Consider the following 13,559-nt stretch of genomic DNA (forward strand, 5'->3'; position numbering starts at 1 on the left):
GGAGGCAGACCTTGATCCCGTTGTCGTTCGCGCAGCAGCGGCTGTGGTTCATCGAACAGCTCGAAGGCCCCAGCGCGCTCTACAACACCCCGTTCGCCGTCCGGCTGACCGGCGGGCTCGACGCCGCCGTCCTCTCCCTCGCACTGCGTGACGTGCTCGCCCGGCACGAGGTGCTGCGCACCACCTTCCCCACCGTCGACGGCCGGCCGCAGCAGTCGATCGCCGAGCCGGACGGCCCCGCCGTCGCCACCCTCGAGGTGGCCGCCGTCCCGGTCGCCGACGAGGCCGAGCTGACCACCCGACTGGACGCGGCGACCCGGCACGTCTTCGACCTCGCGGCCGAACTGCCCATCCGCTGCACGCTGTTCTCGCTGTCCGCCGAGGAGCACGTGCTGCTGGTGCTGATGCACCACATCGCCAGCGACGGCTGGTCGGTGCCCCCGCTCTTCCGCAACCTGGACCAGGCCTACCGGGCCCGCCGGGCCGGCGGCGCGCCGCAGTGGGAGCCGCTGCCCGTCCAGTACGCCGACTACACCCTGTGGCAGCGCGAACTCCTCGGCGAGGAGGACGACCCGGAGAGCGTGCTCAGCACCCAACTCGCCTACTGGCAGGGCGCCCTGGCCGAGGCGCCGGAGGAGCTGGCGCTCCCGTACGACCGGCCGCGACCGGCCGCGCCGACCCGCCGAGGCGGCACCGCCGACCTCGCCCTGGACGCCGAACTGTACGCGGCCCTGGCCGAGTTGGCCGCGAAGGAGCGGGCCAGCCTGTTCATGGTCCTCCAGGCCGCCGTCGCCGCCCTCTACACCCGGCTCGGCGCCGGCACCGACCTGCCGCTGGGCACCGCCGTCGCCGGGCGCACCGACGAGGCCCTGGACGAGCTGGTCGGCTTCTTCGTCAACACCCTCGTGCTGCGCACCGACACCACCGGCAACCCCAGCTTCCGCGAACTGCTGGACCGCGTCCGCCGGCTCGACCTGGACGCCTTCGAGCACCAGGACGTCCCCTTCGAGCGCCTGGTCGAGCAGCTCAACCCGGCCCGCGTCCCGGCCCGCCACCCGCTGTTCCAGACCATGCTGACCCTGGACAGCGACGAGGACCTCCCCACCGACTTCGCCGGGCTCCGCTGCCGGGAGCACGTCCTCGACCAGCACCTCGCCAAGTTCGACCTCTCCTTCGCCTTCGTCGAGCTGCACGACGCCCACGGCGTCGCCAACGGCCTGACCGGCGCCGTGGAGTACGCGGCGGACCTCTTCGACCACGCCACCGCGGCCACCCTGGGTGAGCGCCTCACCCGGGTGCTGCGGGCGGCCGCCGCCGACCCCGACGCGCCGATCGGCGCCATCGAGATCCTCGGCCCGGCGGAGCGGGAACAGCTGCTGGCCGGCTGGCACGGACCGGTGGCGGCACTGCCCACGGGCGCGGTCCCCGAGCTGTTCGAGGCGCGGGCCGCCGCGACGCCCGAGGCCGTCGCCCTGGTGGCGGGCGACACCGAGCTGACGTACGCCGAACTCAACGCCCGGGCCAACGGCTTGGCGCTGCGCCTGGTCGAGGCGGGCGTCACCGCCGAGACCCCCGTCGCACTGCTGCTGGAACGCTCGGCCGCCCTGGTCGTCGCCCTGCTGGCCGTGCTCAAGGCCGGTGGAACGTACGTACCGCTGGACGACGCCCAGCCGCAGGAGCGTCTGGAGGCCGTCCTCGCCGACGCGGGCGCCCGGCTCGCCATCAGCGACCGCAGCCACCCCGCGCTGGCCGGGCTGACCACCCTCTCGGTCGGCGAGGAGACCGCCGACAACCTCGAACTCACCGTTGCCGACAGCCAGTTGGCCTATGTGATGCACACCTCCGGCTCGACCGGAAAGCCCAAGGGCATCGGCATCACCCACCGGTCCATCGTCGACCTCGCGCTCGGCGGCGCCTTCGCCCGCGAGAGCCACGCCCGGGTCGCGGTGCACTCCCCCACCGCCTTCGACGCCTCCACCTACGAGTTCTGGACCCCGTTGCTCTCCGGCGGCCGCCTCGTCATCGCCCCGCCCGGCCGGCTCGGGATCGCCGAACTCGCCGACCTGCTCGACCGGCAGCGGGTCTCCGGCGCCTTCATCACCGTCGGGCTGTTCAACGTGCTGGCCACCGAGGCCCCGCAGACCTTCGCCGGGATGCGCGAGGTCTGGACCGGCGGGGACATCGCCTCGCCGACGGCCATGCGGCGCGCCCTGGAGGCCTGCCCCGGGCTGCGGGTGGTGCACGTCTACGGCCCGACCGAGACCACCACCTTCGCCACCCGGCGCGCGATGACCTCCCCCGAGGAGGTGCCGGCCGCCGTGGTGCCGATCGGCCGGCCCCTGCCCAACACCCGGGCGTACGTCCTCGACGACGCCCTCCACCCCGTCCCCGTCGGCGTGCCCGGCGAGCTGTATCTCGCCGGGCCCGGCCTGGCCCGCGGCTACGTCGGCCGCCCGGGGCTGACCGCCGAGCGCTTCACCGCCTGCCCGTACGGGGAGCCCGGCGACCGGATGTACCGCACCGGCGACCTGGTCCGCTGGACCGGCACGGGCGAACTGGAGTTCGTGGGGCGAACGGACGACCAGGTCAAGGTCCGCGGCTTCCGGATCGAACTCGCCGAGGTGGAGGCCGCGTTCGCCGCCCACCCGGCCGTCCGCCAGGTCTTCGCGACGGTCCGCCAGGACCAGCCCGGCGACAAGCGCCTGGTCGCCTACGTCACCGGCGGCGCCCCGCTCGACGAGCTGCGCGCCTTCGTCACCGACCGGCTGCCCGGCTACATGGTCCCCGCCGCCGTCGTCCCGCTCGACGCCCTGCCGGTCAACTCCAACGGCAAGGTCGACCGCCGCGCCCTGCCCGCCCCCGACTACTCCGCCACCACCACCGGCCGGGCCGCCCGCAACGCCACCGAGCAGACCCTGTGCGCGCTCTTCGCCGAAGTCCTCGGAACCGCCGAACCCGGCATCGACGACAACTTCTTCGACCTCGGCGGCCACTCCCTGCTCGCCACCAGGCTCGCCAGCCGCATCCGCACCGCCCTCGGCACCGAACTGCCCATCCGCACCCTCTTCGACCACCCCACCGTCGCCGGACTGGCCCGGCACCTCGGCGAGAGCCCCACCCCGGTGCGGACCGGACTGACCGCCCGGGAACGCCCGGAGCTGGTACCGCTCTCCTACGCCCAGCAACGCCTCTGGTTCATCGACCAGTTCGAGGGCCCGAGCGCCCTCTACAACACCCCCTTCGCCCTCCGGCTCACCGGCGCGGTCGACACCGGGGCGCTGGCGACGGCGCTGCACGACCTGGCGACCCGGCACGAGGTGCTGCGCACGACGTTCCCCACCGTCGACGGCCGGCCCCACCAGCTGGTCACCGCCTTCGGCGAGCCCACCCTGACGGTCACCACCGTCGCCGACGAGGCCGAGCTGACCGGGCAGTTGGACCGGGCGATCGGCCACGCCTTCGACCTGGCCACTGAACTCCCCATCCGGGCCTCGCTGTTCTCACTGCCGCAGGGCGAACAGCACGTGCTGCTGCTCCTGCTGCACCACGTCGCCAGCGACGGCTGGTCCGTCGCCCCGCTCTTCCGCGACCTGGGCGAGGCGTACCGGGCCCGCTGCCACGGAGACGCGCCGCAGTGGGAGCCGCTGCCCGTCCAGTACGCCGACTACACCCTCTGGCAGCGCGAACTCCTCGGCGACGAGGACGACCGGGACAGCCTGATCGGACGGCAACTCACCTTCTGGCAGCAGTCCCTGGCCGACGCACCGGAGGAGCTGGCGCTTCCGTACGACCGGCCCCGACCCGCCGCGCCCAGCCACCGGGGCGAACTGGTCGAGTTCGCCGTGGACGCCGAACTGCACGGCCGACTGGTCGAGTTGGCCACCGGCAACCGGGCCAGCCTGTTCATGGTCCTCCAGGCCGCCGTCGCCACCCTCTACACCCGCCTCGGCGCCGGCACCGACCTCCCGCTCGGCACCCCCGTCGCCGGGCGCACCGACGAAGCGCTCGACGACCTGGTCGGCTTCTTCGTCAACACCCTGCTGCTGCGCACCGACACGTCCGGCAACCCCACCTTCCGCGAGCTCCTCGACCGCGTCCGGCAGGCCGACCTCAGCGCCTTCGAGCACCAGGACGTCCCCTTCGAGCGCCTGGTCGAGCAGCTCAATCCCACCCGCACCCCCGCCCGCCACCCGCTCTTCCAGACCCTCATCGCCCTCGAGAACCAGGCGAAGGCGCCGCACACCTTCGGTGAACTCCCTTGCAGTGACATGGAGTTCGACCTGAACGTGGCCAAGTTCGACCTCTCCTTCGGATTCTCCGAACTGAGCGGACCGGGCGAGGCGGGCGGAGCGGGCGGCCTCTCCGGCGCCGTGGAGTATGCGGCGGACCTCTTCGACCACGCCACCGTCGCCGCCCTCACCGAACGCCTGCTGCGCGTCCTCCACGCCGCCGCCACCGACCCCGACGCGCCGATCGGCACCATCGAGATCCTCGACCCGACGGAGCGCGAGCAGCTGCTGTCGGGCTGGCACGGGCCGGTGTCGGAACTGCCCTCGGGTGCGGTCCCCGAGCTGTTCGAGGCACGGGCCGCCGCGACACCCGAGGCGATCGCCCTGGTGGCGGGCGACATCGAGCTGACCTATGCCGAACTCAACGCCCGGGCCAACGGCTTGGCGCTGCGCCTGGTCGAGGCGGGCGTCACCGCCGAGACCCCGGTCGCCCTGCTGCTGGAGCGCTCCCCCGCCCTGGTCATCGCCCTGCTCGCGGTGCTCAAGGCCGGTGGCACCTACGTGCCGCTGGACGACGCCCAGCCACAGGAACGCCTGGAGGCCGTCCTCGCCGACGCGGGCGCCCGGATCGCGGTGAGCGACCGCAACCACCCGGCGCTGGCCGGGCTGACCACCCTCACGGTCGGCGACGAGACCGCCGATAACCTCGAACTCGCCATTGCTGAAGGCCAGTTGGCCTATGTGATGCACACCTCCGGCTCCACCGGCACCCCCAAGGGCATCGGCGTCACCCACCGCTCCATCGTCGACCTCGCCCTCGGCGGCACCTTCGCCCCCGACGCCCACCAACGCGTCCTGGTGCACTCCCCGACCGCCTTCGACGCCTCCACCTACGAGCTCTGGGCCCCGCTGCTCTCCGGCGCCCGCCTCGTCCTCGCCCCCGCCGGACGCCTCGGCGTCACCGAGCTCGCCGACACCATCGACCGGGGCCGGGTGACGGCCGCCTGGTTCACGGCCGGGCTGTTCAACGTCCTGGCCACCGAGGAGCCGAGCCTCTTCGCCGGCCTCCGCGAGGTGTGGACCGGCGGCGACGTGGTCTCCCCGGCCGCCGTCCGCCGCGTCCTGGCGGCCTGCCCCGGCCTCACCGTGGTCGACGGCTACGGCCCCACCGAGACCACCACCTTCGCCACCCACCACCCCATGGCCGCCCCGGCCGGGGTGCCGGCAAGCATCCCGATCGGCCGGCCCCTGCCCAACACCCGGGCCTACGTCCTCGACGGCGACCTCCAGCCCGTCCCCGTCGGCGTCCCCGGGGAGCTCTACCTCGCCGGCCACGGCCTGGCCCGCGGCTACGTCGGCCGCCCCGCCCTCACCGCCGAACGCTTCATCGCGTGCCCCTACGGCGCACCCGGCACCCGGATGTACCGCACCGGAGACCTGGTCCGCCGCCGCGCGGACGGGGTGCTGGAGTTCCTCGGCCGGGCCGACGACCAAGTCAAGATCCGCGGCTTCCGGATCGAACTCGGCGAGGTCGAGGCCGCCCTCACCGCCCACCCCGCCGTCGGCCAGGCCCTCGCCCTGGTCCGCGAGGACCAGCCCGGCGACAAACGCCTGGTCGCCTACGTCACCGGCGACGCCACCCCCGGCGAACTCCGCACCTTCCTCACCGACCGCCTGCCCGCCTACATGCAACCGGCCGCCGTCATCACCCTCGACACCCTCCCCGTCACCGCCAACGGCAAGGTCGACCGCCGCGCCCTGCCCGCCCCCGACTACACCGGCACCCCCGAAGGCCGCGCACCCCGCACCACCACCGAGCAGACCCTCTGCGCCCTCTTCGCCGACACCCTCGGCCTGCCCGCCCTCAGCATCGACGACAACTTCTTCGACCTCGGCGGCCACTCCCTCCTCGCCACCAAGCTCATCAGCCGCATCCGCACCACCCTCGACACCGAACTCCCCATCCGCACGCTCTTCGACCACCCCACCGTCGCCGCCCTGGCCGAGGCCCTCCCCACCACGGAGCAACAGGCCGCCAAGGCCCGCCCGGCGCTCCGGCCGCAGCCCAGGCCGGACCGGGTGCCGCTCTCCCCGGCCCAGCAACGCCTCTGGTTCATCGACCAGTTCGAGGGCCCGAGCGCCCTCTACAACACCCCCTTCGTCGCCCACCTCGACGGTTCGCTCGACACCGAGGCCCTCGCCACGGCCCTGACCGACGTGGTCGCCCGGCACGAGGTGCTGCGCACCACCTTCCCCACCGCCGACGGCCGGCCCCACCAGCTGATCGCGCCGAGCGCCGGGCCCGTTCTGCACACCCGCACGGTGGCCGACGAGGAGGAACTGGCAGCAGCGGTGGCCGAGGCCACCGGCGCGGTGTTCCGCCTCGCCGAGGACCTGCCGATCCGGGTATCGCTGTTCTCGCTGGATGCCGAGCGGCACACCCTGGTCGTCCTGCTGCACCACATCGCCAGCGACGGCTGGTCCGTCACCCCCTTGCTGCGCGACCTCGACACTGCCTACCGGGCCCGCCGGGCGAACACGGAACCCGACTGGGAACCGCTGCCCGTCCAGTACGCCGACTACACCCTCTGGCAGCGCGACCTGCTCGGCACCGAGGAGGACCCGACCAGCGCCCAGCACGCCCAACTTGCCCACTGGAAGCGGGCGCTGGCCGAGCTCCCGGAGGAGCTGGCGCTCCCGTACGACCGACCGCGCCCCGCCGCGCCGAGCCACCGTGCCGGCACCGTCGAGTACCGGCTGGACGCCGAACTGCACCACCGGCTCGGCGAGTTGGCGACCGCCAACCGCGCCAGCCTGTTCATGGTCGTGCAGGCGGCCGTCGCCACCCTCTACACCCGCCTCGGCGCCGGCACCGACCTGCCGCTCGGCACCCCCGTCGCCGGGCGCACCGACGAAGCGCTCGACGACCTGGTCGGCTTCTTCGTCAACACCCTCGTCCTGCGCACCGACACCACCGGCAACCCCACCTTCCGCGAGCTCCTGGACCGCGTCCGCCGGGCCGACCTGGACGCCTTCGAGACCCAGGACGTCCCCTTCGAGCGGCTGGTCGAACAGCTCAACCCCACCCGCACCCCCGCCCGCCACCCGCTCTTCCAGACCGTCCTCACCGTGAGCAGCGGCCCGTCCCCCGCGCTCACCCTGGGCGGGGTGAGCGGGGCGCTGGAGGGCGCGGGCGAGTCCCTGGCGCACTTCGACCTGAACTTCAACTTCATCGAGCAGCACGGCGAAGGCGGGGCGCCGCTCGGCGTGGCCGCGGCCGTGGAGTACGCGGCGGACCTCTTCGACCACGCCACCGTCGCCACCCTCGCCGAGCGCCTGCTGCGCGTCCTCACCGCCGCCGCCGAGGACCCCGACGCGCCCATCGGCACGATCGAGATCCTCGCCCCGGCCGAGCGCGAGCAGCTGCTCACCGGCTGGAACGACACCGCCGTCCCGATCGCCGACACCACGCTGTCCGAGCTGTTCGAGGCCCAGGCCGCCGCCACCCCCGACGCGGTCGCCGTGGTCTCCGACACCGAGCGGCTGAGCTACGCCCAACTCGACGCCCGGGCAGGCGCGTTGGCGGCCGTCCTGGTGAACCGCGGGCTGGCCGTGGAGGAGCCGGTCGCGATCCTGATGGACCGCTCGGCCGAGCTGGTGACGGCGATCCTCGCGGTCACCAAGGCGGGCGGCAGCTACGTCCCGATGGACGCCCGCTACCCGCTGGACCGGATGCGGCACATCCTGGCCGACACCCGGGCGCAGCTCGTCCTGGTGGACCCGGCCCACCGCGACCACCCGGTCCTCGACTGCGGCGCCGGCGTCACCGCGCTCGCCGTCACCGCCCTCGACGTCACCGAGACGGCCGCGGCCCGGCCCGCCGCCGCAGCCACCCCCACCCCCGCCGGCCGCCGCTCCCACCCCGGCCAGCTGCTCTACGTGATGTACACCTCCGGCTCGACCGGCGTCCCCAAGGGCGTCGCGGTGACCCACCGCAACGTGGTCGACCTGCTGGCCAACCCGCACTTCCACCAGGGCCACCACCGCAGCGTCCTGCTGCACTCGCCCACCGCCTTCGACGCCTCCACCACCGAGGTGTGGGCGCCGCTGGTGACCGGCGGCCGGATCGTGCTGGCCGCCCCCGGGCAGCTCGACCTGCGCGCGCTGGCCGCGACCGTCACCCGGCACGCCGTCACCCTGGTGCAGGCGCCCTCCGGTCTGCTGCGGCTGCTGGCCGAGGAGACCCCGGAGGCGTTCCGCGGGGTCCACCAGGTGTGGACCGGCGGTGACGTGGTCCCGCCGGAGGCCGTCCGGCAGCTGTTCCGGGCGTGCCCGGAGACGGACGTGGTCGCGGTGTACGCGCCGACCGAGACGACGGCCATCAAGACCACCTTCACCATGACGCCGGGCGGGGACGTCCCCGCCGTGGTGCCGATCGGCCGCCCGCTGGCCAACACCCGGGCGTACGTCCTCGACGACACCCTCCGGCCGGTCCCCGCCGGGGTGCCCGGCGAGCTGTACCTCGCGGGCAACGGCCTGGCCCGGGGCTACGTCGGCCGTCCGGCGCTGACCTCGGAGCGCTTCGTGGCCTGCCCGTTCGGCGGCAAGGGCACCCGGATGTACCGCACCGGCGACATCGTGCGCTGGAGCACGGACGGCGTGCTGGAGTTCCTCGGCCGCGTCGACGACCAGGTGAAGATCCGGGGCTTCCGGATCGAGCCGGCCGAGGTGGAGGCGGCGCTGGCCGCCCACCCAGCGGTGGGCCACGCGGTGGCGATGGTCCGGGAGGACCAGCCGGGCGACAAGCGCCTGGCCGCCTACGTCACCGGTGAGGCCACCCCCGGTGAACTGCGCGCCTTCCTCGCTGACCGGCTGCCCGCCTACATGGTCCCCGCCGCGATCGTCACCCTCGACACGCTCCCCGTGACCGCCAACGGCAAGGTCGACCGGCGCGCCCTGCCCGCCCCCGACTACACCGGCACCCCCGAAGGCCGCGCACCCCGCACCACCACCGAACAGACCCTCTGCGCACTCTTCGCCGACACCCTCGGCCTGCCCGCCCTCAGCATCGACGACAGCTTCTTCGACCTCGGCGGCCACTCCCTGCTCGCCACCAGACTCATCAGCCGCATCCGCACCACCCTCGACACCGAACTCCCCATCCGCACCCTCTTCGACCACCCCACCGTCGCCGCCCTGGCCGACCACCTCGGCGAGGCCGCCGGCCCGGTCCGCGCCAGGCTGCTGCCCCGGCAGCGCCCGGAGCTGGTCCCGCTCTCCCACGCCCAGCAACGCCTGTGGTTCATCGACCAGTTCGAGGGCCCGAGTGCCCTCTACAACACCCCCCTCGTGCTCCGGATCGGCGGCCCGTTGGACACCGGGGCCCTCGCCGCGGCCCTCGCCGACGTGGTCGCCCGGCACGAGGTGCTGCGCACCACCTTCCCCGCCGTCGACGGCCGGCCCCACCAACTGATCGCGCCGAGCGCCGAGGCCGTTCTGCACACCCGCACGGTCGCGGACGAGGAGGCCCTTCAGGTCGCCCTGGCCGGGGCGACCGGGCAGGCCTTCGACCTGGCCGCCGAACTCCCCTTGCGGGCCACGCTGTTCTCCCTGCCCCAGGGCGAGCACGTGCTGCTGGTGCTGCTGCACCACATCGTCAGCGACGGCTGGTCCGTCGGCCCGCTGCTGCGCGACCTCGACGCCGCCTACCGGGCCCGCCGGGCGGACGCGGAACCCGACTGGGAGCCGCTGCCCGTCCAGTACGCCGACTACGCCCTCTGGCAGCGCGAGCTGCTCGGCGCGGAGGACGACCCGACCAGCACCCAGCACGCCCAACTCGCCTACTGGAAGCAGGCGCTGGCCGGTCTCCCAGAGGAGCTGACGCTCCCCTACGACCGCAAGCGGCCGCTGGCGCCCACCCGCCGCGGGGACACCGTCGAGTTCCGGATCCCGGCCGAACTCCACTCCGCGATCGTCGAGTTGGCGCGGGCGAGCCGGTCCAGCGTGTTCATGGTGGTGCAGGCCGCGCTGGCCGCCACCCTGGCCCGGCTGGGCGCGGGCACCGACATCCCGCTCGGCACCCCGGTCGCGGGCCGCACCGACGGGGCCCTGGACGAGCTGATCGGCTTCTTCGTCAACACCCTGGTCCTGCGCGCCGACCTTTCCGGCGAACCGAGCTTCCACCGACTGCTGGAGCGGGTGCGCCAGGCCAACCTGGACGCGTTCGAGCACCAGGACGTGCCCTTCGAGCGGCTGGTCGAGGTGCTCAACCCGGCCCGCTCGACGGCCCGGCACCCGCTGTTCCAGGTGATGCTGACCTTCGCCGCCGGGCCCGAGACCGAGGCCGGCCTCGACTTCGCCGACCTGCCGGCCCGGGTGGAGCCCTCAGCCGCCGAACTCGCCAAGTTCGACCTGGCCTTCGGCTTCAGCGAGCAGCTGGCCGCCGACGGTTCCCCGGCCGGGATCGGCGTGGTGGTCGAGTTCGCCGAGGAGCTGTTCGAACCGGCCACGGTGACGGCGATCGGCGAGCGCTTCGAGCGGCTGCTGGCCGCCGTGGTGGCCGACCCGGCCCGCCCGGTCGACGAGGCGGAGCTCCTCTCCCCCGCCGAGCGGACCCTGATCCTGGACCACTGGAGCGCACCCACCGATCGGCCCAAGACCAGCGAACTCCCCACCGTCCCAGAGCTGTTCGCGGCCCAGGCGGCCCGGACCCCGCAGGCCGTGGCGGTGGTCCACCGGGACGAGCGGATCAGCTACGCCGAACTGGACGCCCAGGCGAACCGGCTGGCCCGGCTGCTCGCCGACCGGGGCGTCGGCCCCGAGCGCCTGGTGGCGCTGGCGCTGCCGCGCTCGGTGGAGCTGGTGGTCGCCGTGCTCGCGGTGCTCAAGGCCGGCGGCGCCTACGTGCCGATCGACCCGGACTACCCGGCCGACCGGATCGCCTACACCCTGGCCGACTCCGCCCCCGAGCTGCTGCTCACCACCACCGCGGCCGCCACCCGACTGCCGGATCCGCAGCTGCCGTTGCTGCTGCTCGACACTCCGGAGACGGCCGCCGAGCTGGCCCGGACGCCCGCCGAAGCCCCCGCCCCCGCGCTCGGCCCGGAGCACCCGGCGTACGTGATCTACACCTCGGGCTCGACCGGTCGGCCGAAGGGCGTGGTGATCCCGCACGGCAACGTCGCCCGGCTGTTCGCCGCCACCGACCACTGGTTCGTCCCGGGCCCGGCGGACGTCTGGACGCTGTTCCACTCCTACGCCTTCGACTTCTCGGTCTGGGAGCTGTGGGGCGCGCTGCTGCACGGCGGCAGCCTGGTCGTGGTGCCCTTCGAGACCAGCCGCTCGCCCCGCGAGTTCCTGGAGCTGCTGGTGCGCGAGCGGGTCACCGTCCTCAACCAGACCCCGTCCGCCTTCTACCAGTTGATGCAGGCCGACCAGGAGGAGCCGGAGCTCGGCGCCCGGCTTGCTCTGCGCCGGGTGGTCTTCGGCGGCGAGGCACTCGACCTGGCCCGGCTGGCGCCCTGGTACCAGCGGCACGCCGAGGACGCGCCGGTGCTGGTCAACATGTACGGCATCACCGAGACCACGGTGCACGTCTCCTACCGTCCGCTGGACGCCGGGACGGCCGCCGGGCAGTCCCGTTCGCTGATCGGCGCGGGCATCCCGGACCTGCGGCTCTACCTGCTGGACTCCCGGCTGCGCCCGGTGCCCGCCGGGGTGCCCGGCGAGCTGTACGTCGCCGGAGCCGGCCTGGCCCGCGGCTACCTGGGCCGCCCGGCCCTGACCGCCGAACGCTTCGTCGCCGACCCGTACGGCGCCCCCGGCACCCGGATGTACCGCACCGGCGACCTGGCCCGCTGGACGGCCTCCGGCGAGCTGGACTACCTGGGCCGGATCGACGCCCAGGTGAAGATCCGCGGCTTCCGGATCGAGCTCGGCGAGATCGGCTCGGTGCTCAGCCGCCGGCCCGAGGTGGCCTCCGCCGCCGTGGTGGTCCGCGAGGACGCCCCGGGCGAGAAGCGCCTGGTCGGCTACCTGGTGCCGGCCGCCGGAGCCGCCCCGGTGGACCTGGACGCGCTGCGCACCCGGCTGGCCGCCGAGCTGCCGGACTACATGCTGCCCGCCGCCCTGGTGCCGCTGGAGCGCCTGCCGCTGACGCCCAACGGCAAGCTCGACGAGCGGGCGCTGCCCGCCCCCGAGCCGGGCCGGGCGGGCGACGGGCGGGGGCCGCGCACCCCGCTGGAGGAGGTGCTCTGCGGGCTGTTCGCCGACGTGCTCGGCCTGGAGCGGGTCGGCATCGACGACAACTTCTTCGAGCTGGGCGGCCATTCGCTGCTGGCCGGCCGCCTGGTCGCCGGGATGCGCGAGCTGACCGGCAGCGCCGAACTCGGCGTCCGGGCGCTGTTCCAGGCCCCGACCGTCGCCGGACTGGCCGAACTGCTGGCCGCGGCCCGGGACGGCGCCCCCGCCGAGGAGAACTTCCCGGTGCTGCTGCCGATCCGCACCCGCGGCTCGCGCCCGCCGCTGTTCTGCGTGCACCCGGCGGCCGGGATCAGCTGGGTGTACACCGGGCTGCTGCGCCACCTGGACGCCGAGCAGCCGATCTACGGCCTCCAGGCGCCCGGGCTGGCCGACCTGGCGCGCCACCCGGCCAGCCTGGCGGAGATGGCCCGCAGCTACCTGGCCGAGCTGCGCTCGGTCCGCCCGCAGGGCCCGTACGCCCTGCTGGGCTGGTCCTTCGGCGGCCCGGTCGCCCACGCGGTGGCCGCGCTGCTGCGGGAGCAGGGCGAGCGGGTCGAGCTGCTCGCCGTGCTGGACGGCTACCCGGAGCTGGACGAGTACCACCAGCACACCGGGGACGCCGACGACCGCGACCCGGCGCTGCTCGCCGCGATCCTCGAATCCCTCGGCCAGCCGGCCGGCGAGATCACCGCCTGGCCGGCCGACGAGGCGGGCTACGCCGAGCTGGTCCGGCACGGCGAGGGCCCGCTGACCGGCCTGAGCGGCGCCGGGGTGGCCCGGGTGGTCGAGGTCTTCCTGGCCAACCTCGCGCTGGCCGGCGACGCCCCGCTGCCCGGCTACGACGGCGACGCGCTGGTCTTCGTCGCCGCGAAGGACCGCCCGGCCGACGCCCCCGACCCCGAGACCTGGCGGGCCCACGTGGGCGGCCGGCTGGAGGTCCACGAGGTGCCGAGCACCCACGGCGCGATGACCGGCCCGGAGGCCCTCGCCGTCATCGGGCCGGTGCTCGCCGACCGGCTGCGCCCTCCGGCGCAGGACCGAACGCCCCGCCACTGAGCCTCCCTGCACCACCGCACCACCGCGACACCC

General features: G+C 74.4%; 1 protein-coding gene. It reads left to right on the top strand.

The genetic code is table 11. The annotated features are described in order from the left end of the window. Positions 1-11 precede the first annotated feature (11 nt). Positions 12-13,526, top strand: coding sequence for an amino acid adenylation domain-containing protein (locus ACFVXG_RS19055; RefSeq protein WP_387928948.1), 13,515 nt, complete (start codon positions 12-14; stop codon positions 13,524-13,526). Positions 13,527-13,559 lie beyond the last annotated feature (33 nt).

The organism is Kitasatospora sp. NPDC058162 (genome assembly GCF_042884005.1).
Classification (GTDB): domain Bacteria; phylum Actinomycetota; class Actinomycetes; order Streptomycetales; family Streptomycetaceae; genus Kitasatospora.